The sequence below is a fragment of the Aquamicrobium aerolatum DSM 21857 genome, assembly GCF_900113935.1.
In the GTDB taxonomy this organism is placed as follows: Bacteria; Pseudomonadota; Alphaproteobacteria; order Rhizobiales; family Rhizobiaceae; genus Aerobium; species Aerobium aerolatum.
Map to the genome: position 1 here is coordinate 55611 of NZ_FORF01000018.1, position 21293 is coordinate 76903.

20 protein-coding genes and 1 pseudogene are annotated in these 21293 nt (G+C 57.0%); 8 read left to right on the plus strand and 13 right to left on the minus strand.

Annotation, left to right across the window (positions count from 1 at the left end; translation table 11 throughout):
- Positions 1 to 85: 85 nt before the first annotated feature.
- From BMZ42_RS14450 to BMZ42_RS14470, 5 genes are all read left to right on the plus strand, one after another.
- Positions 86 to 2005: a hypothetical protein gene (locus BMZ42_RS14450; RefSeq protein ID WP_139207941.1), complete on the plus strand. Its 1920-nt coding sequence runs from the start codon at positions 86 to 88 to the stop codon at positions 2003 to 2005.
- Between the two features lie 3 nt (positions 2006 to 2008).
- On the plus strand, positions 2009 to 2743 hold the full coding sequence (locus tag BMZ42_RS18415; protein ID WP_091523791.1) for a DUF4424 family protein: 735 nt from the start codon (positions 2009 to 2011) through the stop codon (positions 2741 to 2743).
- A 1-nt stretch (position 2744) separates the two neighbouring features.
- The gene (locus BMZ42_RS18420) at positions 2745 to 3095 is read left to right on the plus strand and encodes a DUF4424 family protein (protein WP_091523794.1); all 351 of its coding nucleotides are present in this window, start codon (positions 2745 to 2747) and stop codon (positions 3093 to 3095) included.
- The gene (locus tag BMZ42_RS14465) at positions 3092 to 4981 is read left to right on the plus strand and encodes a M60 family metallopeptidase (protein ID WP_091523795.1); all 1890 of its coding nucleotides are present in this window, start codon (positions 3092 to 3094) and stop codon (positions 4979 to 4981) included. The genes BMZ42_RS18420 and BMZ42_RS14465 overlap by 4 nt, the downstream gene beginning before the upstream one ends.
- 246 nt (positions 4982 to 5227) lie before the next feature.
- Positions 5228 to 6154: a transporter substrate-binding domain-containing protein gene (locus BMZ42_RS14470; RefSeq protein WP_420492476.1), complete on the plus strand. Its 927-nt coding sequence runs from the start codon at positions 5228 to 5230 to the stop codon at positions 6152 to 6154.
- Between the two features lie 80 nt (positions 6155 to 6234).
- On the opposite strand, the gene BMZ42_RS14475 is transcribed toward BMZ42_RS14470, so the two are convergent.
- The 12 genes from BMZ42_RS14475 to trbB all read right to left on the minus strand — a co-directional run bounded on the left by BMZ42_RS14475 (position 6235) and on the right by trbB (position 16803).
- A complete protein-coding gene (locus BMZ42_RS14475) occupies positions 6235 to 6834 on the minus strand; it encodes a hypothetical protein (protein WP_091523798.1) in 600 nt (199 codons plus the stop codon).
- A gap of 464 nt (positions 6835 to 7298) precedes the next feature.
- Positions 7299 to 8603, minus strand: a complete 1305-nt coding sequence (trbI, locus tag BMZ42_RS14480) for an IncP-type conjugal transfer protein TrbI (RefSeq protein ID WP_091523799.1) — start codon at positions 8601 to 8603, stop codon at positions 7299 to 7301.
- A complete protein-coding gene (gene trbH, locus BMZ42_RS14485; RefSeq protein WP_091523802.1) occupies positions 8600 to 9067 on the minus strand; it encodes a conjugal transfer protein TrbH in 468 nt (155 codons plus the stop codon). Before trbH ends, trbI begins: the two co-directional genes overlap by 4 nt.
- A 3-nt stretch (positions 9068 to 9070) precedes the next feature.
- Entirely contained in the window at positions 9071 to 9895 is an 825-nt protein-coding gene (gene trbG, locus BMZ42_RS14490; RefSeq protein WP_091523804.1) for a P-type conjugative transfer protein TrbG, read from the minus strand.
- Between the two features lie 20 nt (positions 9896 to 9915).
- Positions 9916 to 10578, minus strand: coding sequence for a conjugal transfer protein TrbF (locus BMZ42_RS14495; RefSeq protein ID WP_091523806.1), 663 nt, complete (start codon positions 10576 to 10578; stop codon positions 9916 to 9918).
- Positions 10579 to 10586: 8 nt separating this feature from the next.
- On the minus strand, positions 10587 to 11753 hold the full coding sequence (gene trbL, locus BMZ42_RS14500) for a P-type conjugative transfer protein TrbL (RefSeq protein ID WP_091523808.1): 1167 nt from the start codon (positions 11751 to 11753) through the stop codon (positions 10587 to 10589).
- Positions 11734 to 11943: a TrbJ/VirB5 family protein gene (locus BMZ42_RS14505; RefSeq protein ID WP_091523811.1), complete on the minus strand. Its 210-nt coding sequence runs from the start codon at positions 11941 to 11943 to the stop codon at positions 11734 to 11736. The genes trbL and BMZ42_RS14505 overlap by 20 nt, the downstream gene beginning before the upstream one ends.
- Positions 11940 to 12740 (minus strand): P-type conjugative transfer protein TrbJ, encoded by an 801-nt coding sequence (trbJ, locus tag BMZ42_RS14510; protein ID WP_091523813.1) that lies wholly within the window; start codon positions 12738 to 12740, stop codon positions 11940 to 11942. Before trbJ ends, BMZ42_RS14505 begins: the two co-directional genes overlap by 4 nt.
- A complete protein-coding gene (locus tag BMZ42_RS14515) occupies positions 12712 to 15162 on the minus strand; it encodes a conjugal transfer protein TrbE (protein ID WP_091523816.1) in 2451 nt (816 codons plus the stop codon). The genes trbJ and BMZ42_RS14515 overlap by 29 nt, the downstream gene beginning before the upstream one ends.
- A gap of 7 nt (positions 15163 to 15169) precedes the next feature.
- Complete coding sequence (locus tag BMZ42_RS14520; protein ID WP_091523818.1) at positions 15170 to 15469, minus strand: conjugal transfer protein TrbD; 300 nt, start codon at positions 15467 to 15469, stop codon at positions 15170 to 15172.
- On the minus strand, positions 15462 to 15845 hold the full coding sequence (locus BMZ42_RS14525) for a TrbC/VirB2 family protein (RefSeq protein WP_091523821.1): 384 nt from the start codon (positions 15843 to 15845) through the stop codon (positions 15462 to 15464). Before BMZ42_RS14525 ends, BMZ42_RS14520 begins: the two co-directional genes overlap by 8 nt.
- Positions 15835 to 16803, minus strand: a complete 969-nt coding sequence (gene trbB / locus BMZ42_RS14530; protein WP_091523823.1) for a P-type conjugative transfer ATPase TrbB — start codon at positions 16801 to 16803, stop codon at positions 15835 to 15837. Before trbB ends, BMZ42_RS14525 begins: the two co-directional genes overlap by 11 nt.
- Before the next feature lie 473 nt (positions 16804 to 17276).
- On the opposite strand from trbB, the gene repA reads away from it, so the two are divergent.
- The 3 genes from repA (at position 17277) to repC (ending at position 20999) form a co-directional block, all read left to right on the plus strand.
- Positions 17277 to 18464 carry a plasmid partitioning protein RepA gene (gene repA, locus BMZ42_RS14535; protein ID WP_091523825.1) on the plus strand — a complete coding sequence of 396 codons (1188 nt, stop codon included), beginning with the start codon at positions 17277 to 17279 and terminating at the stop codon, positions 18462 to 18464.
- A 72-nt stretch (positions 18465 to 18536) separates the two neighbouring features.
- Positions 18537 to 19532 (plus strand): plasmid partitioning protein RepB, encoded by a 996-nt coding sequence (repB, locus tag BMZ42_RS14540; protein ID WP_091523828.1) that lies wholly within the window; start codon positions 18537 to 18539, stop codon positions 19530 to 19532.
- A 162-nt stretch (positions 19533 to 19694) separates the two neighbouring features.
- Positions 19695 to 20999, plus strand: a complete 1305-nt coding sequence (gene repC / locus BMZ42_RS14545) for a plasmid replication protein RepC (protein WP_091523831.1) — start codon at positions 19695 to 19697, stop codon at positions 20997 to 20999.
- Between the two features lie 86 nt (positions 21000 to 21085).
- On the opposite strand, the pseudogene BMZ42_RS18280 reads toward repC, so the two are convergent.
- A pseudogene (locus tag BMZ42_RS18280) lies at positions 21086 to 21223 on the minus strand (VapC toxin family PIN domain ribonuclease); the annotation flags it as partial.
- Positions 21224 to 21293: the final 70 nt, after the last annotated feature.

The window sequence follows — 21293 nt, forward strand, 5'->3', positions numbered from 1 at the left end:
TACAAAGCAGTCAGCGGCGTGTGGGAACCGGCAGCCCAGTTCGCTTTTCCGGCACTTCCGGGGAGCAAGTTGGGTACCGGACAGGTTGTCGTCCATACTGATCTGTAGCGTATCTAGTCTGGTTATCGGTGCGTTACTGGTTCCGGCTGCGGCCGAAGAGGTGCAGCCTGTCGGGATTCCTCTCAAGCACGTCCCATCGGATGACGACGAGACGGATTTCGATTCTCTTGGCATCATGATCGGCATTAACGGCGCCAGGCCGCGGCTATACCAATTCGACACGGGTTCCGACATGTTCATCGGCCAGTTCGATGAGACGGTATCCGGCGTACAGCCGGTACCCGGCAGTAAACCCGGTCTGTATGGCTATGGTGACGGCACCTATGGCTACTGGATGCAGGAAATCCAGTTCCAGACCATGGCCTATTACCATCCTGACGATCCAAGCGAACCAATCGCAACAATGCCGGGCAAACACATCGCCGGGCGCATCATCGATTGGGCCTACAGCAAAAAGCATGACAGCTTTAAAGACTACCACACCTCTGACAAGCCGATCGGCAACCATGACGGTGTCGCATACTATGCCGATCTTGACGTGCGCGCGCGCATGAAGAAGGGCGAGCCCAGTGATCATCCGCCCTTCTATGGCACCTTTGGGGCGGGCGACTATTCTCAAGACAAAACCTACATGGCCTCTCCCGGGACACAGACCAAGTCAGGCTATGTCGTGGCTGCCAACTCGAATATAGGAAATAACAATACCCCCGGCTGTGCACCCTGTCTTTCTTTGCATCTTACCCCTCAGCTTCGTGCGCAATTCACTGCTGTCATGCCGTGGGGCAAGTTGGATTATGACTATTCGTTGCGGCAGTTTCCGAGTTCAAACGCAAACGCTTCCAATATGCATGACGGAAACTACAGCTACACGATCTCAGTGCCGGTCGGGAAGAAGAAACGGGCCGTCGATTTTCGTGGCCCAATCCTGTTCGATACCGGCACCGCAGAGTTCATCCTCGTGGATGCGGACACGACACTCACCAAATTCCGGGCCAAGGGCTACAAGCTTGCAGAATACGACCAAGACAGTGTTGATATCAAGTTTTATGGCTTTGAAGATACGCTGAATGATCTTGAATATGATGATGTCATCATTGGGCGACTTGCAGATGAGGCTAGCGGAAATACCGTAACGATTGGCCTTCCATTCTTCCAAGAAAATTCCGTAATGTACGACCTTGAAAAGAAGGTTACGGCCTATTCTCCCTATTTCGTCACCACTGCTGATTATTCGACGGACGCGAAGGCGAATACGCTGCATCTTAGCGAAGTGAGTGAAGACATCGGCAGCTCTGGCTGGGTGGGATTGGCCGGAATATTATCCGGCAAAGGCGATTTCAAGATCAAGAAAGACGCCAATGTACGTATGACTGGCGCAAACTCCTACATTGGAGCGACACATATCGCAGACGGTGCCCATCTGCATCTGGCGGGGCCGGGCAGCATCGAACATTCTGCACGCATCCTCAACGAGGGGACTTTCAACATAGAGCAGAAGGGCGCTCACATCGCGCAATGGGGGGTCGACAAAGCCTACGAAGATGCCGTTATTTGCGACATCTCGGGCAGTGGCGATATTATTCTGGGCGCAAACCGACTGATCGTCACGGCTGCGACCGGATCAATAAGTGGCTCGATCACCGACTATGACGACAATTACAAAAATCTTGGCGGCGGATTGGTGCTTGTTGGTGGCCAACTGACCATCGAAGGTGACAATGATTTTTCTGGCCTGACGGAAGTCGCAAGCGGCGCTGAAATGCATGTTACCGGTCAGCTTACCGGCGACGTGTCTGTTTATGGCAAGCTCATCGTGGATGGACAGGTATTCGGCACGGTGAAGGTCAACGATGGCGGCACGCTTTCTGGCACGGGTACAGTTGGGGCTGTGAATGTTCAGCCCGGCGGTACGGCTGCCCGCATGAAAACAACGGTGGTGGATTGAGCGATGCGCAGTCCCAGACACAAATCCGCCATGGCGACTGGTACGAAAGAGCTGGCGCGGCTGGCTACGTGTGCGATGTTGTCGGCCATTTCTCCGGCCCATGCCAATGATACAACGGCAACGCTCAGCGCTGGTGGCCTTGAACTGACCGTCAGCACAGATATCGCGATGGAGAAAGAGGAGCTTTATCTCTCCACGAAGGATGTGCGGGTCAGCTCTCTGTGTCGCAATATGAGCAAGGCGGATATCCAGACGCGCGTTGCGTTCCCGATGCCCGAAGGGCCGTTCGGCCCCATCGACAATGTCGTTCTGCCACAACCCGACAAGGACAATTTCGTCGGTTTCACTGTAAAGGTCGATGGTGGACAGATCAGGCCGGAACTTCATATCCGAGCTTTGAGTGCCCCTGTCGATGGTGATGCCCAAAAGCCTGCTTTCCCGCCAGACACGGATATGACGGAGGCGGTTCACAGGGCAGGTCTGCCGATCAATGCCGGGCTGGAGAGCTGGAAAGCTCAGCTTTCTGCAATGTCGGACGATGATCGCAAGGCACTCGTCAACGAAGGGCTGCTCTATGACGGCGATGGAGATGCTTCGCCCGATGGGTTGTCGCCACAATGGTCAATGCGCGAAACCTATCATTGGCACCAGACATTCCCGGCAGACAAAGCCGTGAAGGTGGAGCACCACTACAAGCCGGTTTCGGGTATGTCGTTTTTTTGCTGGAGATGCGTCTGACATGGACGCCATTAGCGCGACATTCAGCAAAAACTATTGTCTCGATCAGAGCGGGTTGGCGGGCATACGCCGCCTGATCAACAACGCTCGCTCCGCGTCTGCTGCGGGTAAGGATACTGCCTATGTCTTTGCCACAGAAACCGAGTATGTGCTGCGTACCGGGGCCAACTGGAAAGGCCCGATCGGCGATTTCCGCATGACGATCGATAAGCTCTTTCCTGATGCGGTACTGCCAACCTGCGTTGAGGGCATCGTCAAGACTGGTCCGACCACCTTCACTGCCGAGCGCAAGCATTTCACCCCGGAGCATGACGTGCGCTTTGTGGTCTTCCGGTTCGGAGAACCGGGTTGATTGCTGATTTGCAGCGATACTACAGGCGAAACTGGCTAACCGCGTTCACGGCCCTTCTCGTGCTGGTTGCAGCCTCGGCGGCGGCGCGAGCGCAATCGCTGCCGGCGGGCGATTACTACATCGTAGCGAAGCACTCCCACAAAGCGCTGACCGCTTTCGAGTATGACGATGGCGAGACCTATCTCGGACAATCGGTGCGCAGCGACGAAATGGACGATGCGCAGGTCTGGACCGTCGCTCCGGCCGGCGGCAAATCCGATGCGAACAGTTACACGATTCATTCCCGCAAATATGGCACAGCCCTCTCGGTTGGAGAGGAGAACGATTATGGTGACACCAGCGCTGCACTGTCCAAAGAGCGCACCGCCAACGCTCCGGTCTGGCGGCTCAGAAAGCACCTTAATAGCTATGGGTTAGAGGCCGACAAAAGCGGGAGCGCGCTTAATGTGACCGGGGCCTCATTGGCAGACGATGCCTATATTATCGTCTATGAGGCCAGTACCAGTGATAACGGTCAGTGGCTCTTTTACCCGGCATGGGAACGCACAATCGCGAGCGATCCCATCTGGCATAGCTCCGAGATCAACAATGCCGACCGGCTCTACCGCCTTGTCGCCCTGCCTCCTGCCGGGCAGGAGGCAGACCGCATGCGGCGCATGAAGCTGATGGATTACCAGACCAGCGGCATGTATGTGCGCAAGGGCGACAAGATTTCGATGACCATCAGGGGGTTAACGGAGTCGCCTGACGGGCTAACCGTCATGGTCGGGCCGATGAACAGCTATGAGGGCGCCACAGACCAGAGCGAACCGCAACTGGTTCACACTCATGAGGGCGTTAACAGCTTTACCGCTTCCCGAAACGGCATGGTCTATTTCCTCTATGTCGACAGCGGCTTCAACGAGGAAACTTTGCCGCCGATCGAGATAGAGATCAGCAGCGGCGGAGTCCCAACGCCTTTGTTCGTTGCGGGGCAGACCACGCCGGATGAGTGGCTGTCCATGATGTCGGAATATAGCAGCTCCCCCTATGTCGAACTGATGAACGACAAGGTGCTGATTACGGTCACGCGGAAGGTATTCCAGAACGCAAAGCTTACCGACCCGGGCAGGATTCTTGATCTTCTTAACAGTCTTTTGAGCTGGTACGATGATCTCTCCGGGCTGGATGACTCATCGCCTCTGCACGCGGTTTCTCCACTCAGAATGCACTATTTGCAGGACCTCGTTTCTTCAGCAAAGGCGTTGGACGGCATCTACATGTATGCCGCCGATTATTTTGTCGGCATGCCGGGCGAGAATGTGGGCGATCTGCTCGTGCTGGATAAGCTGCGTCATGCCTGGTCGATCTGGCATGAAACCGGTCATAAATATCAGCAGAACGACTGGACCTGGAGCGAGGTAGTTGAAACCACCGTCAATCTCTACTCTCTCGAAGCACAAGCCCGGCAGGGCTTACCCTCGCGGCTGAAGTCACGCGATGAGGAGACCGGCAAGACACCGCTTGATCTGGCCAAGCATTTTCTCGATCGCAAGAAACGCGATTTCACCGATTCGAAACAGATGCGCCTTGAGCCCAACAGCGACAACGAATACTGGGTGCGCCTAGTGATGTTCAGCCAGCTACGTCAGGTATTCGGAGACAATTTCTACCCGGCATTGCATCGTTATTATCGAGAGAACCCCCTTGGCTTTGAAGAACAGGATGATCAGGACGCCCAGATTCAGGCGTTTGTGATCGCCACCAGCACCATTGCTGGACAGAATCTCACCCGTTTCTTTGCAGACTGGGGTGTGAGGCTGACTGATGATACGCGTCAGGCTCTTGCCGATCTTGATCTGCCGCCAGCTGCGGCCGAACTATCCCGAACAGGTCTTGGCAAATGAAGCCGAGCACACGATGCTGGCTCCGACTGTGAAGAGCGTTCTCAAAAGGTATTCGTTAAAAGACTGATGACTTATCACCCCTTCCTGTCTGTTCTCCGGATTTCTCTTCTGCTCGCGTTGCTCGGCTGCAATCCAGCATCAGCCCAGCAAGCCATGGTTTCGGAGCCGAATAATGAAAGAATGGCGAGTGTCGGCGTCTATGTGCATCCGCCCTTTGTGACAAAATCCGGCGACAGTTATGGCGGCATGGCAATCGACCTGTGGGAACTGGCAGCGGGACAACTTGGGATTGCCAGCAGGTACGTCGAATATGAAAACGTCGGCGAGTTGGTCGATGCGACGGCCTCAGGGGCGATCGATACTGCCGTCACCAATATGACAGCTACCCGCGAGCGCGCTGAACGTATCGACCTCACACATCCGTGGTTCGACGCCGGACAACGCGTGATGGTGCGGCAAGACGGGGGCGGGGGTAATGGCAATCTGTTGCGGGGCCTGAGCGAATCGGGCCATCTTCGCGCCTATGCGTGGATCGCGCTCGTCATCATTCTTGCGACCATTCTGATTACGCTGTTCGACCGCAAGTTTGACCGCGACTTTCCGAAGCGCTGGCGCGATGGCGTCGCCGAAAGCTTCTACACCGTCATGTCTGTAGTCACATCGGGTAAATCTCCGACGCGCAAAAACCTGTTTGGTTGGATGGGGCGGATATGGCAGGGCTTATGGCTTATCTGCGGCATCGCGGTGCTTGCCTATATCACCTCCTCGGTAACCAGCGTGATGACCACCCTGTCGCTGACGAACCAGATCAATTCAGTAGCCGATCTTCCCGGTCGTATCGTGGGTGTGCAGCCAGGTAGCGTTTCGGAAGATTATGCGCGACAGGCTGGTCTCAATACGCGCCCATTCCATCATATTGATGAGGCTGCGGATGCACTTGCAAACGGTCGGGTGGATGCTGTTTTGGGTGATGCCCCGGTGCTGGAATATTATGCGCACAGGAACCCGGCACGGGGGCTAACAGTGGTCGGGCCGATCTTCGCCCCTGACAAATATGCTTTCGGACTACCGCACGACAGCGAGCTTACACGCCCGCTGTCGATTGAGATCATCGGCCTGCATGAAAGCGGGCGGCTTGCGGAAATCAGGGCAGGCTATTTCGGCAACGAATAAGTTTGCTTTGCAGATAGTCTGGCTCGGTGTTTCAGAGCGGTTCGCAACGTAAAGCCGCTCCCACTCTTCCAGGAATGGCTCTAATTCAGAACGTTGAATAACACCGCGATCCAGACGACTTGCGCTGCAAGTACGCAGAAGGTGTAGACAGCGTCATAACGCGGTGAGCGGAATACCAGTCCTCCGGTGGCTCCTGCGATCAGAAGCGCCTGCCTGAGCGGATAGGCGATGCCATAATGATGGTAATATTTTTCGCCCTTCACCAGTGTGTCGATCACATCGATAACGAAAAGCACCAGCAGCAGCGCATAGAACCAACCGCGCCTCTGATCAAAATAGTCCTGAAAACCCTGGTACTCTCGAATCTCATCAGGAAATAACATGGCGGCCAGCATCACAAACACGATGGAATAGGAAATCAACAGGAAGTAGAGCGAGAAAGTCCAGACGCGGGTTTGCGACAGGGCGAACTCGAACCACCAAAAGTGAATGATAAACAGGAAGATGCAGATTACCCAGGCGAAGTGGACGGGGTAAATTTTTTCCTTGCCTGGATGCTGGATGAAACGTGTTACACCACTCACTAGCCGGGCGACGCTCAGGCCCAGAATCATGCCGATGATGATGCGGATATGCACGAAGATTTCGTGGCTGGGCTGAGTTAAAGTTTCGGCATCCATTAGTAGTTGCTTCCTGTTATTGGCTCTGGCTACGGACCTGCGAACGCCTTGTCCGTCACTTCCCCGCGCATTCAGGGCAAACAACAAGCCATTTCAATCTCGGATGATAAATTCTACGCGCGGGTTCTTCTGTCGGCCTTCCGGATTGTCAGTTCTATCGGCTAAGTCCACACCTTCACCTTGCTCATGGTTGTAATACGGGACATCATCTGGCTGTCGGTCAGCTAGCGTTGGACAGAGATTGCCCGGCGGTCCCACAAGCTTTGATTATAATTGTCACTGCCTTTCGACTCTGTATTGCCGACGATCATCACTGATGGATCCGCCATCGCTCGCAACGCCTCCATCAGACCGGTTAAAACAGGGCGGGCCACTGCCGCCTCCGTTGAGCTGATTCGTCTAATGCGTTGGATCGCGACGTTTGTTGGAAGCGTTAAACACCAAGCTTATGACTGCCCATGACACTAGCGAACTGCTTCCGGAAACACGATGTCCTGATCGACCAGGATATTGAACCGATAGCCCGCCCGGATTTTCAAAGTAGGCTGAACATTAAAATTGCGCGACATGGTCTGCTGCGACATCTGGCTGAAACCTTCAGCAAATGAACGCCTGGCGGCATCCTCGGCGCTGTTGGATGTTCCGAACGCATTGCGATCCTGCGGGATTATCATGTCGGTGCCGGCACCTATCAGGGCGACGAGGATGGCCGAGCCAAAGGTGCGAAGATAGTGGTTGTCGACCTTATCCCTGAACCCGCCATACCCTGCAGCATCGGTTCCTGCCATACCGCCGAGCTGCAGCGTCGAACCGTTCGGGAAGATGATATCGGTCCAGATGACCAGCACGCGATTTTGTCCGAACGAGACATTGGAATCATAGCGGCCGAACAATTTTGCGCCCTGCGGGATGATCAGATGTCGGCCGGTGGCGCTGTCATAGACGTTCTGGCTGACCTGAGCGCTGATGCGACCGGGAAGATCGGAATTGATGCCGGTTATGAGCGTTGCGGGAATGACCGAGCCACGCTTGAGCTCATAGGGCGACATCTGTGGCACGACCGGGTTCGACAAATAGCCAAGCTCCGCGATGTCCTGATTGAAGAAGCGTTCTTTTCCTGCCTGCCCGTTCGGGTCACCGTTGGGGCCGGTGAGTCCACCTTGCATGGCCGCGGCGTAGAGATCGAGTGCGTTTGGGGGCCGTCCAGACGGGTCAACCGGGGTGGTTCCAACCGATGCCTCGGCGGAAGGTTCCCGGTTGAGGTCATTGATGCTAACCGCAATAGGTGAATCATAGGCGGCATCGTTGGCTTGTAGCCGCGCCATTCGTTGCCGGTGCTGCTCACGAACAAATTGCTCGCGCTGTTCCCGCTCAAGCCGTGCACGCCAAACCTCTTCGGGCTCGAGCTGTGACGTGGCAGGCTGCGGGGTGGCTTGAGGTGCGGCCTCTGCTGCCGGGAAAGGATTGGTAGCAGTCTCTGCCGCCGTGGGTGGTCGTGGCTGGAATTGCGGTTGCGCCGGCTCACCGATGATGCCGTCGGGAACGCCGCGGGTGAGCTGGTCGGCATAGGTTGAAGCCGATTGCGATCTGGCCGCACCAGCACCGCCATCGTCGCGAAACCGCAACCCGCGCGATGTCAGCCCATAGAAGATAACGGCAAGGAAAATCACCACCAGAACAATGGCGCCGATAATCGGCAGCCGGTTGAGACGGCGGATTTTCGGGGTTGATGCGGTGTCAGTGCCGCCAAGCTTCAAAGACTGCGTCATGTCATGCCTGCCGAGCCATGCTGCAGAATAGAGAGCGGGCTGACCGGGGCGGCGCCACCAGTGCCAGGCTTATACATGCGGGTCAGATCGAAGCGCAGCGTCGACAGCCTGACCAGAACTGCTCCTTCGAACTCGTCGACCGTATAGGCAAGGGCAAGGATACTGGCTTCGTCGGTCTTCTGGTCAGTGATGACGGCATAGCCCCAACTTTTCAGGGATGCCTCAAGAGCTTGACCGAATACGGAAGCATCAGGGGTGAACCGGATCGTCGTGCTGCTGGGGCCGGCCTGTTCGGCAAGCCTGCCGACCATGTCGCTGGCGATGGCGTTGGCAGCTTCCGGCGACAATTCTGCCGTTACTGTGCTTTGGATCAGCCCGGCTTGCCCCAGCGTCTGACAGGCTGAGAGAAGACCGGTTAAGACGATCGCAGCGATGAGGCGACCGAACAGGGAGAATGTACGCACCCCCTACCCTCCCCGCCGGATGGTGATTTTTTGCTGCTGGCGACCGACACCGGAAACGAGGATGGCGTGATCGATATGATAGTCGACCACCATCATCGAGCCTTTCATCCGGTAGTTGACGATGCGGTTTTCACCGCCGGAAACGACGAACAGTACCGGCGCGTCCTGACCGGAAAGCGAGGATGGAAACTGGATATAGGTCTTGCTTCCATCGCTATAGATCCGTGTCGGCCGCCAGCGCGCCGTGCCAGTTGTGCGGAAGCCGAAGTTCAACTGATCGGCGGGCACACCTGCACCCGGAACGATGCTGGCTTCCATGCGCGCACTGATTTCGGCAAAGCGGGCATTGACGTCTTCCGGATAGTCGAAACCGACCCGGGCCATATACTGGCTTTGATGCGATTTGAGCTGGATGTGATAAGTGCGCCGCGAGGTGGTCACCACCATCGAGGTGACCAGTCCGGCCTCCGAGGGCTTGACGATCAGATGCGCCGCCTGACCGCCGGGCGCGCCGGAGGTTGCCGGCTCGACCTTCCAGCGCACCGTGTCGCCAAGCAGCACGTCGCGGACGATTTCTCCGGCTTGCAATTCGATATCGCAGACCTGCAGTGGTGAGCAGACGACTGAAGGCTGGACTTCGCCATAAAGGAAGATGACCTTGCCGTCATTGCCACGGGTTACGACCCCCTGCCCCGATTGCCACTGTCCGGAAAGACCCGTTGCTCGCGTCTCGTTGGCGTTCAAGGCTTGCGCCTGAGCAGATGTCGGCATTGCCGACAGGAGGAGAGCCGCGCAGAAAACGACGCCTCTTGTCCTCGAAACGTTCATGATACTCTCCTGCGGTGCGCTCACAGTTGCGCCGTCCACTCGAAATCTCTCAAATAAAGCCCGATCGGGTTGAAGCGGATGACTGCCTCATCCTGCGGCGGGGTCAGTGTCACGGTGGCGATGCCACGATAACGACGCGTGCCAAGTTCCTTGCCCTGCCGGTCGCGCTGGAATTCCGTCCAGTCTACCTGATAGCTCTGGTTCGACAGAGGCACGATGTTGGTCACTTCAATGGCGACGGTCATGGTAACGGCGCGATCAAATGGCGAATTGCCCCGGAACCAGGCATTGATCTTCTCGGTGGCGGAATCCGATGTGCGCAGCAGCGCATAGGTGCGATCGATATATTGCTTCTGGACGACGGCATCTGGCGTGACCGAGCGGAAGTTGCTCACGAAACTGCCGAGCGTGGCGCGCACGACCCTTGCATCGGCATATTCGATCTGCTGCGGGAACCCGGCGCTGGCGGCTGTTCCGAGGCGATCGACCTCGACGATATAGGGAACGAGCTTGACCTGCGTGCTTTGATAAAGCGCGTAGGAAAAGCCGATCACCGCCATCAGCATGCCGGTGATGCCGACAATGCGCCAGGCCCGGGCCGCCATCACATAGGAGCCATAGCGCTCGTTCCACTCCTGACGCGCAGCAAGATAGGGGTTCTCGGGTGGATTGCGTCCAGCCATGTTGTTACTCACGCTTTGTCGTCGCTGGAGGGTTTGCGCATCGATCGGCCCTGGGCCTGATCGAGCTTTGAATTGGCAAGACCGAGTGTGGACGCGCCCCATGTTCCCGGAACGCCGATGGCCTTGTCGCGCGCAGCACCTGCCAGTGCGCCACCGGCAGCACCGCCCCCCGATGCCATGCCCTTGAGCGCTGCCGCGCCGAATGACGAACCCGCGGCGCGCGCATCGGAATAAGCGGCCGCCCCTGCCCTTGCGCCTCCGGCGGCAAGGGCTGCGCCACCGACTGCAGAGCTTGCGGCATGCCCGCCATGGCGGATGGTCTCCATGCCGCCGGTCACGGATACGCCCTGCACGACACCCTGAATGATGTTGGGCACATAGATTGAGATGATGAAGACGACGACGGAGATACCGGCAATGGCGAGTGTCGAAAGATATTCGTCCGAGCCTGCTGGTCCACTCGCCAGATTGACCAGCACCTGCGATCCAATGCGGGCAATCATGACAAGCGCCATCAGCTTCATGCCTACACTGAAGGCATAGACGAGGTAGCGGACGGCAAAATCCTTGGTGAAGCTCGAGCCTCCCAGGCCCAGCATGATCATGCCGGCGAGCAGCCCGACATACATTTCCACCATTACCGAGATGAAGATTGCGGCAACCAGGCTGAAACAGATGACGACGACGATCATGGCAAAGACCGCAGCAATGGCGAGCGCATTGTCTTCGAAGAGGCCGAACTGGGCCTTGCTCGACATGGCGCTTGCCACCTGAAGGCCGGCATTGAAGACATTGGCCGGTGAGGCCGAGCCACCGCCAGCGCCGATCTGGAACAGGCTATCGACCATAGCTTTTGCAAAGGCAGGCCCCTGTTCAAGAATGAAGACGAAGAGGCCGATGAACATGATGCGGCGCACGAGTTCGGCAAACCATGTATCGAGGGATGCGGCCGCCAGAGCCAGCCAGACCGCGGCTATGCCGATCTCGATGCCGGCAAGGATCCAGAACAGCGAGCGGGCCGCCTGCAGGACGGTTGTCTCCCAGCCCTGGGCGGCACTTGCCACCTCGTTTTCCAGATTGGTCAGGAGCGAGCCATCCTGCGCGATAGCCGGTTCAATCAGGATCGACAGGCCAAGCAGGGTGACGAAGACCGCCCTAATTCTCGGCGGCGTCATTGCCCTGCTCCTCCCCGTTGTCCCAGCGCGGCCGCATTTCCTGACCGCCGGTCGTGTCGAATTGCAGGGGAGCGACGGCGACCGGAGCTACTGAGGTGCGCGCGTCGGCGGGGTTCTGAGCAATCCAGACTGTAACGCCGATGCCGATCACGACGATGGCGGCTACAACAATGAAGAAAATCCTGTTCACCAGCGGGGCTCCATCATCTGACCGCCGGAACTTGACGGTGCTGTTGATCTGAAAAATTCCTCACGCCGTGTCTGGGCGAGATCCTTTGCCGCCTGTTCGGACTGATACCAGGTGGCCATCATCGTCATCTGCTGGGAGACCAGCCCGCGCAGTTTCTGGGACTGGGCCACTTGCTGGGCGGCAATCTGATGTCCGACCTGAAGGGCCTGCATCTGGCCGACCGCGCTTTCCGACATCGAGCGCAACTGCGACATGGTCGCTTCCTCACTGCCAAATTGTTCGGCGGTGAAACCAGCGGCACGCAATGTCGATGCGATGGTGTCGCGATTGGTGTCGGACCAGTCCTGATAGCTCGACGAAAAGCTCTCGCCATTGGCAAGGCCGCTTTTGAACTCGGCAAAGCTCTGGAACCGCTGCTTGAGCACATCGTCGATATTGCCCATCGAGAATGCGATCCCCTGCCCCTGATTGACGAGGGCCTGAAGGCGGGTGAGATCGCTTTCCACCTGTCCCCAGATATGGTTTGGGAGCTGCAACGTGTTTTGGAGCATGTTCTCGTAGATCCGGATCTGGTTCTGGATCTGCTCGGCCAGTTGCGTGATCTGCTGCACCTGGTTCTGGATTTGCTCCGCCGACTGGCCGACCAGCCCCACCAGCTCAGAATTGTTGAGGATCTGCGTCCATTCCGTCGCTTGCCCCGTGACAGCCCCGGCATATGCGGGGTTGGACTGGACAACGCAGACGACGCCAAGCGCTGCAACGGCGACCCTAACGATTTGCGAGAATGGTTTCGGCATTGCCGATCCCCCTTTCCGTAAGCCAGACTTTTGGCCAGTTCGCGCCATGGTCATGGTCAAGCTGCTCAATGCGTTTGAGATCGTCCTTGCCGGTGGCCCCAACAAAGGACAGCGCGACCGGTCCAAGCGCCATGTCGAACAGGCGTCTTCCTTCAGGCGAGGCGACGTAATATTCCCGTTTGGGTGTGGCCAATGCGACAATCTCGATCTGGCGTTCATTGAAGCCGATGCGCTCGTAAAATTCGCGTGTGCCCGGTTCACGGGCCGCGCCATTCGGCAGGCAGATTTTGGTCGGACAGCTTTCCTTCAGCACATCGATGATGCCAGAGCGCTCGGCGTCCGAAATTGATTGCGTGGCGAGTAGCACCGCGCAATTGGCCTTGCGCAACACTTTCAGCCATTCGCGGATCTTGTCCCTGAATGTTGGATGGCCAAGCATCAGCCAGGCTTCATCGAGCAGAATCAGGCTCGGCGCACCAGTCAGGCGCTTTTCGATCCGACGGAAGAGATAGAGCAGTACGGGCACGAGATTGCGCTCGCCCATATTCATCAGTTCTTCGACCTCGAAGCATTGGAAGGCGCCGAGCGTCAGACCGTCCTGTTCTGCGTCAAGCAACTGGCCCATTGGTCCGTCGACGGTGTAATGGTGCAGCGCGTCCTTGATCTCACGCAGCTGTACGCCGCTGACGAAATCCGACAGCGAGCGGCCGGGCGCAGAGGCCATGAGCCTGATCTGGCGCGAAATTGCATTGCGATGATCGGGCGTGATTGTCACCCCTTGCATGGCGACCAGCGTTTCGATCCATTCGGCTGCCCAGGCGCGGTCACCATCACTGTCAAGTTCAGCCAGTGGACAGAAGGCCAGCATGGCATCGCCCTCCCCTGCCCCGATCTCGTAATGATCGCCCCCAGTGGCCAGTGTCAGCGGCAGAAGTGATCTGCCCTTATCAAAAGCGAAGATCTGCGCATCGCGGTAGCGGCGGAACTGGGCTGCGATCAGGGCCAGCAGGGTTGACTTGCCGGATCCGGTTGGGCCGAACACCAGCGTGTGGCCGACATCATCGACATGAAGGTTCAGCCGGAAGGGAGTGGAGCCGCTCGCAACCTGCATCAGCGGTGGTGAATTGGGCGGGTAGAATGGACAAGGTGCGGTTGCGCTGCCCGACCATACCGAATTGACAGGAATGAGATCGGCGAGGTTACGCGTGTTGATCAGAGGTTCGCGAATGTTGGCGTACCAGTTGCCGGGCAGGGACCCCAGATAAGCTTCGGTGGCATTGAGCGTTTCGATTCGCGCGCCAAAGCCTTCCGCCTGAATCAGCCGGCGGACCGCCTCGGCCTGTTCGCGCAGACGATTATCATCATGATCGAACATGACGATGACGGGGGTATAGTAGCCATAGGCAACCAGTTGCGATGCGGCTTCTGCGATCGCGTCCTCAGCTTCGGCCACCATCAGTATGGCGTCCTGATCGACCGATCGGCTCTGGGTCTGGAACAGCTGGTCGAAGAAGGGGCGCACTTTCTGCTGCCACTTCTTGCGGGTGCGCTCGAGCTTTTGCCGTGCGTCCTGCTCATCCAGGAAGACGAAGCGGCTTGACCAGCGATAGGTCAGCGGCATCAGGTCAAGGTGGTTCAGGATGCCGGGCCAGCTTTCGGCCGGGAAACCGTCTATGGCGACGACTGCCAGATAATGGCCATCGACCATTGGCGATAGCCCATGATGGAACTCGGCGGTCGCCAGCCAGTCGAGATACATCGGGATTTCCGGCAGGCGGACCGGATGGTTCTCCCCTACGATGCAGAAGCGGATGAACTGGAAGAGTTCATCGTAGCGCGCTTCGCGTCCGGTCCCGGGATCAATAACGGTCCGCGTGACCATGCGGCGGATCGAAAGAACGTTCGCCAGATATTGCTCGACCTCGCGGATCGATGTCCGGAAATTGTCGAGAACAGTGTCTGCATAGGTCTCGGAACGGCTTTCGACGTCGGAATAGACATAGCGTGTCATGGCTGACCTGCGCCGCTCGGGCGGGCGATAGGTGAGGATCAGCGCATGCTGGCTCTCATAATGGCCCCGCTCGGCCTCGAAATGTGCACGCCGCTCATTATCGATAGCTGCCGTCACTGCGTCAGGGAAATAGCTCTCTTCGCGTGACGGGTAGGAAACGGCCGGCACGCGCACGGCCTCAACCTGGATCATCCAGCCGGAACCAAGCCGCGACAGGACCGCGTTGATCTGGCGCGATACCTCATTGCGTTCGGAGTTGGTCGAACTTTCCGAATCCGGACCGGCGAAATACCAGCCGGCCATCAGGCTCCCGTCCTTGAGCAGGATCACGCCATTGTCGACCAGCCCGGCATAAGGGACGAGATCAGAAAACGACGGCTGTGTGTTTCGGAACTGACGAAGTGCGACCATGGACGGATCAGTACCTGCGCCATGGCGAGGATGTCGGGCGGTAGGCTTGCTGATAGCGAACGTGGCGCAGATAGACCTGTCGCATCATCGGATCGGCCTTGGCCATCATCCGCAATGCGCCAACGACACCAATCCAGATTGCGATGCCGAGCAGCGCAGAGAACCAGGTCAGCACGACAAAGATCAAAATGACCGTCGCAAGTCCGGTCAGCAAAACCAGTTCGCGATCGGCGCCCATCAAATGGTTCGGGCGCGACAGCGCCCGATGAATGCGGGATCGTGCGAGCGGAGCGACTGGCTCAGCCATCACCGCCCTCCCCTGCCCCGCCCTTTCTTACAAGGGTCGACTGGACAGTTTCGACTGTGCCGATAGATGCGCCGGAGGCACCGAAGAGCCCGACGATTTGGGTTGCGCCAAGCAGAATGCCGGCAACCAGCACGACATACATTAGCCGTCTGGCAAAATCGTTCAGCTCGCCGCCGAAGATCAGCATCCCGCCGGCGACGGCAACTGCCGCAAGGGCAATGAAGCCGGCCACCGGCCCGGTGATCGATTGCTGGATCTGTTGCAGTGGCCCCTCCCAAGGGAGACCGCCGCCGCCAGCAGCAAGAGAGGGTCCCATGGAGAGGATGAGAACGGTGAAGCTTACCGTCAGAAAGGCGACGGTCCTGTTATGCTGCATCAAGGTGCCCCTCTTCCGGATAGGTTTCGATCTGGTAGTTGCCGTCGCGCCAGGCCTCGACATGGATGACTTCGCGCACCCTTCGTCCGGTTGGTGTGCGCTCGATCGAAACGACAAGATCGACGGCCTCGCCGATCACGTCGTGCATTGGCTGCTGGCTGGCTTCAGCGGTGAGTTGCTCAAGCCGTCGCAAGGCCGAAAACGCATTGTTGGCGTGGATGGTGGTGATGCCGCCCGGATGACCGGTATTCCATGCCTTGAGCATGGTGAGTGCCGCACCATCGCGGACCTCGCCGACAATGATACGATCGGGCCGTAACCGCATGGTGCTCTTCAGCAGCCGGGCCATATCTACCGTATCGGTGGTGTGGAGCTGCACTGCATTCTCGGCTGCGCACTGGATCTCGGCCGTATCTTCCAGGATCACCAGCCTGTGTTCCGGCGCTGTCCGTACCATCTCGGCGATGACGGCATTGGCGAGCGTCGTCTTCCCCGAACCAGTGCCGCCGGAAATGACGATGTTGAGGCGCGCCTTGATCGCCTTGCGAACGAGGGTGGCCTGTTCGCACGTCATGATGGCGCTTCGGATGTAGTCCTCCAGCGGGATCAAGCGCGAAGCTCGTTTGCGGATGGTGAAGCTTGGACCTGCCACCACGGGCGGCAGCAGCCCTTCAAAACGGTGGCCACCTATCGGCAACTCACCGGAGATAATCGGCTGGTCTTCATCGGCTTCCGTCTGCAGTGCATGCGCGACGCTGCCGATGATGATTTCGGCGGCACCTGGCTGCAGGGTGCCCATGCTGTCGATCCCCTGCCCCAATCGCTCGACGAACAGCTTTCCGTCCGGGTTCAGCATGATCTCGACCACGGATGTATCTTCAAGCGCGGAACAGATGGTCTCGCCAAGCGCATCCTGCAGCTTACGGACCAGACGGAGGTGGGAGCGCGAGGCGGTCATGCCAGACGCCTGCTCTCATAACGCAAAGCCGTCGGCATACGCCTGGACATAGGATCAGGAATTTGATGCTGCCACATGTGGAATCGCTGCCCCCTTCTGATAGGGCAACATCAACATCACATAGGCAGATGCGTCAGCCCGGCATAAATGCCGGGTATGGAGCTTAGTGAGTCGCTTCTATCCTTGAAGACCCATTGGTGGCAGGAAGACCGAGTGGAGCCTTCAAGAGCTACTTTCCCCCTGGCATTTCTACCGGGCCGCTTTAGCTGGGTGCCAGAACAGGAAGTCTGGCTAACTAGCGGGAATCGTGGAGAGATTCGCCTTAGTGTGTGATCAAGGAGTTGACGAACCAACGCTTCCGTTAAGGTCTTGTTAACCTTATTCTTCTTGCCAACCGGACAGAATCGGAGATACTGGCGCTAAATTCGACCAAATGATGAATTTGGCGCTATTATCGTTAAGGATGAGATGGGATGAGTTCGCTTCCGTCATTTGAGTTCGACGAGAAGATCTTGGCGCAAGGCGCGGAGATCTCGCGGAAGCTCGACCAACTTCGACTGGAGAAATTTCCGCCCAACGCAAAGAAGACCCTACGTCGCTTTCCGATGGCAGAAGTAGCCCACTATCTCGGCGTCAGTCCCAATAACCTAAAACGTTTACACCTCGAGGGGAAAGGACCTGAACCCCATATCGCCTCGGGTGGCCGTCGTTTCTATTCAGCCGAGCAGATGATCGAATTGCGCGATTATCTGGACAAAAACGGCCGTTCGGACGCGAAGAAGTACGCCCCTTTTCGCAAGGAAGGCGAGAAATTACAGGTTATTGCTGTCGTCAACTTCAAGGGAGGCTCAGGGAAGACGACGACCACGGCGCATCTTGGTCAACATCTTGCTCTGACCGGACATCGTGTGCTCGCAGTTGATCTCGATCCCCAAGCATCACTCTCTGCACTGCATGGCTTTCAGCCTGAGCTAGATCGTAATCCGTCACTTTACGATGCAATCAGGTACGATGAAAAACGACGACCGGTCGCTGACGTCATTATGTCAACCAACTTTCCACTGTTGGACATCATACCGGCGAACCTTGAGTTGCAGGAGTATGAGTACGACACGCCTCTCTCGATGCAGACTTCGAATGAGGGAAAGCGGTTTTATACACGGCTAGGACGTGCCCTGGAGGAGGTCGATGATCGATATGATGTCGTCGTGATCGATTGCCCTCCCCAACTCGGCTTTCTGACATTGACTGCACTTACCGCGTCGACATCGGTATTGATAACCGTCCATCCACAAATGCTCGACCTCATGTCGATGAGCCAGTTCCTGCTGATGCTAGGCAACTTCGTCAAAACGATCCGCGAAAAAGGTGCGCCAGTCAAAATGGACTGGCTGCGTTATTTGATTACGCGCTACGAACCGACTGACATTCCGCAGGCTCAGATGCTTGGTTTCATGCAATCTATGCTTGCTGAGGAAATTCTTAAAAATCCCATGCTGAAGTCAACCGCGATTTCAGATGCTGGCTTGACGAAGCAGACACTGTACGAAGTCGAACGCGCGAAATTTAATAGGGAGACGTACGATCGAGCGATCGAATCTCTTGATGCAGTCAATTTTGAGATTCAAGCACTTATTCATCAGGCATGGGGGCGGCTCTAATGTTGACTGCCGTAAAAAGTAAGGAAAAACCCTTCATTATCAAGCAAGTAAGTGGGCAGACGAGGTTAAGTGATGGCTCGTAAAAATCCATTCGCGAGCGTTCTTGACGACAATGATAAGCCAGCGTCGCCGTCTGCCGTGCAATACGCAGCTAGAGGCGCGTCGCGGTCTATTCTGAGTTCACTTGATGAGATAGCGGCACGGGCTGATAAGCTTGTCGAGGGCGAAACCATCGTTGAGATTGATCCGGACCTGATCGATCCGTCGTTCGTGCGTGATCGGCGTAGCGATGATGAACAGGAGTTCAAGGAACTCCTCGATGCAATTCGCGAAGGTGGCCAGAACTCACCTATACTCGTCCGACCTCACTCACATGCCGCCGGCCGATACATGGCTGTGTTCGGTCACAGGCGACTAAAGGTTGCGAAAGTGCTCGGCCGAAAGGTGCGGGCCATAGTTAAGGATATGCAGGATAGGGAGCATATTCTGGCGCTAGGGCACGAAAACTCCGCTCGCGCGAATGTGCCGTTTATCGAGAAAGCGCGATTTGCAGCGGATGTTGCTCGACTCCGATACGAAGAAGATAACTCCACCATCCTGAGTGCTCTCTCGATCGATCGCACTACGCTCTCCAAAATGCTTTCGGTCGCGAGCTTACCCGAAGCAATTTTGGACGCTATCGGCGAAGCAAAGACGATTGGCAGAGATCGCTGGTACGACCTCAAACTGTTGCTCGATAATCCGGCTAACCTTGAAGTCGCCACCACGATGGTTGCTGAAGATAGTTTCACTACGGTTCCAAGTGAGGAGCGGTTTGACCTTTTAGTGCAGCGTTTGAAGGCAGCGGCATCGCGAAAAGGCGCTAGGCCGAAGCCAACGAAACGTAGTTGGGCACCGAAAGACAATTCATTAACTGCGGAGATGGTCGCGGACAGTAAGCGCTTCACTATGGCGGTGAAGTCAAAAAACTCGGACGCACGAGAATTTGGCGAGTTTCTGTCGAGGAACCTCGATCAACTCTATGATGCGTTTCGCGAACGTACCGATATCAAAACTAAAGGAGGCTAATCCGCAAAAGAAAAAGGCCCCCCGAAACAGCGTCCGGAAGACCTTCTCTGTAGTTTGGCGACTTAGAGAATCTCATTTCCGCGAATCAGTGTCAAGCCCAACTCGGCCTGAGTAGTCGTTTCGGCGAGCAGGTTTCTTTTGCCTAGCGATAGGTGAAGGACAATGCAGACGCATATCTCAACGACGCCCTTCGGGCGGCGAACGATGACGCTTGGCCAGATTGCAAATCAGGCAAGAGCAAAGGCGATGCCGAAAGAGGCAGTCGTCAATAAATGGCAGGTGTTTCAAAACATCCGTGAAGCCCGTGAACTGCTTGGCGCAACGGACCGCTCACTGGCGATTCTCAACGCCTTGCTGTCGTTCCACAGAGAAACAGAACTCTCGGCCGAGGGCGAACTTATCGTCTGGCCGTCGAACGAGCAACTGATCGCCCGCGCTAACGGAATTTCGCCAGCAACGCTTCGGCGGCATCTTGCCATTCTGGTCGAGTGTGGATTGATCATCCGGCGCGACAGCCCGAACGGCAAGCGCTTCGCGCGTCGCAGCAGGGCAGGGGAGATCGAGCAGGCTTATGGCTTCGATCTGTCGCCGATCGTCGCCCGTGCTGCTGAATTCAATGATCTGGCAGAAGCAGTACAAGCCGAGAAGAAGGCCTTCCGCGTCGCCCGGGAGCGTTTGACGCTGCTACGGCGTGATATCGTCAAGATGATCGATGCCGGGATCGATGAGGGGGCGCCAGGGAACTGGGGCAGGGTGCTTCAGACCTATCAGGCCACCATCTCCAGACTTCCCCGCACGGCCTCGAGGCAACTCATTGAAGACATTTGCGCCGAGCTTCACGATCTGCACGCTGAAATCCGGGATGTATTGGAATCTTTCGCAAAAACCCAGAATCTGAACGCCAATGAGTCTCATTTTGAACGCCACATACAGAATTCAAACCCAGACTCCATTTCTGAATCTGAAAATAGCTGTCGAGAAAAGAAAGAAGCGAACGGCAGCGTTGCGGAAACTGACAACGTACGCAGCCTGCCGAAACGGGATCTGCCGTTAAGCATTGTGCTGGATGCCTGCCCAAATATGCGAGATGCGGCCCAGACGGGCGAAATCCGCCACTGGCGCGACTTTCTGGCCGCAGCGGAACTGGTGCGAACGATGCTGGGGGTCAGTCCGAGCGCTTGGGCCGCGGCTCGAGAGGCCATGGGCGAGGTTCAGGCAGCAATTGCACTGGCGGCGATCTATCAGCGAGCAGACCAGATCAACAGCGCCGGCGGCTATCTGCGCAGCCTGACCGACAAGGCGCGCGACGGGAAATTCTCGACCTGGCCGATGGTGATGGCCCTACTGCGCGCACGGCTGGACGAGGGGAAGCAGCAACAAACCCCGGAAAGCGTGACATCGGAACCCGGGGCACGACTTGAGGTATCGGATTCACTTCTGAACAGCCTGCGAAAGCGGAAGCTGTGAACCCGTTACGCTCATCACCTGACAGAAGACGCTGGATCAATTGGGTGGAATTGGATGGGAGAATAGCTAGCCACAGGATGGGTCGATGTCCACGGATTGCAGAGATCGATCTCTAAGCTGCCGAAATCCAAGATGTTGCGCGTTGCAAGAGTGAGGTTGTGCGCGATTGCGGTGGCGCCGATCAAGCCATCCATTGACGACAGGCCGCGACGCTTTGAAAGGCCATCAAAGCTTCTCAAGCTAGCTCGGTTCCCGAGAGCCCGACCCGAAGGATGACGCTCAAATCTTCATCAT

What these genes read in the sequence shown, in the direction of transcription:
- BMZ42_RS18415 (WP_091523791.1), top strand. Translation starts at nt 2,009, where the DNA reads ATGCGCAGTCCCAGACACAAATCCGCCATGGCGACTGGTACGAAAGAG.
- BMZ42_RS18420 (WP_091523794.1), top strand. Translation starts at nt 2,745, where the DNA reads ATGGACGCCATTAGCGCGACATTCAGCAAAAACTATTGTCTCGATCAG.
- BMZ42_RS14470 (WP_420492476.1), top strand. Translation starts at nt 5,228, where the DNA reads ATGGCAATCGACCTGTGGGAACTGGCAGCGGGACAACTTGGGATTGCC.
- BMZ42_RS14475 (WP_091523798.1), bottom strand. Translation starts at nt 6,834, where the DNA reads ATGGATGCCGAAACTTTAACTCAGCCCAGCCACGAAATCTTCGTGCAT.
- trbI (WP_091523799.1), bottom strand. Translation starts at nt 8,603, where the DNA reads ATGACGCAGTCTTTGAAGCTTGGCGGCACTGACACCGCATCAACCCCG.
- trbG (WP_091523804.1), bottom strand. Translation starts at nt 9,895, where the DNA reads ATGAACGTTTCGAGGACAAGAGGCGTCGTTTTCTGCGCGGCTCTCCTC.
- BMZ42_RS14495 (WP_091523806.1), bottom strand. Translation starts at nt 10,578, where the DNA reads ATGGCTGGACGCAATCCACCCGAGAACCCCTATCTTGCTGCGCGTCAG.
- trbL (WP_091523808.1), bottom strand. Translation starts at nt 11,753, where the DNA reads ATGACGCCGCCGAGAATTAGGGCGGTCTTCGTCACCCTGCTTGGCCTG.
- trbJ (WP_091523813.1), bottom strand. Translation starts at nt 12,740, where the DNA reads ATGCCGAAACCATTCTCGCAAATCGTTAGGGTCGCCGTTGCAGCGCTT.
- BMZ42_RS14515 (WP_091523816.1), bottom strand. Translation starts at nt 15,162, where the DNA reads ATGGTCGCACTTCGTCAGTTCCGAAACACACAGCCGTCGTTTTCTGAT.
- BMZ42_RS14520 (WP_091523818.1), bottom strand. Translation starts at nt 15,469, where the DNA reads ATGGCTGAGCCAGTCGCTCCGCTCGCACGATCCCGCATTCATCGGGCG.
- BMZ42_RS14525 (WP_091523821.1), bottom strand. Translation starts at nt 15,845, where the DNA reads ATGCAGCATAACAGGACCGTCGCCTTTCTGACGGTAAGCTTCACCGTT.
- trbB (WP_091523823.1), bottom strand. Translation starts at nt 16,803, where the DNA reads ATGACCGCCTCGCGCTCCCACCTCCGTCTGGTCCGTAAGCTGCAGGAT.
- repA (WP_091523825.1), top strand. Translation starts at nt 17,277, where the DNA reads ATGAGTTCGCTTCCGTCATTTGAGTTCGACGAGAAGATCTTGGCGCAA.
- repB (WP_091523828.1), top strand. Translation starts at nt 18,537, where the DNA reads ATGGCTCGTAAAAATCCATTCGCGAGCGTTCTTGACGACAATGATAAG.
- repC (WP_091523831.1), top strand. Translation starts at nt 19,695, where the DNA reads ATGCAGACGCATATCTCAACGACGCCCTTCGGGCGGCGAACGATGACG.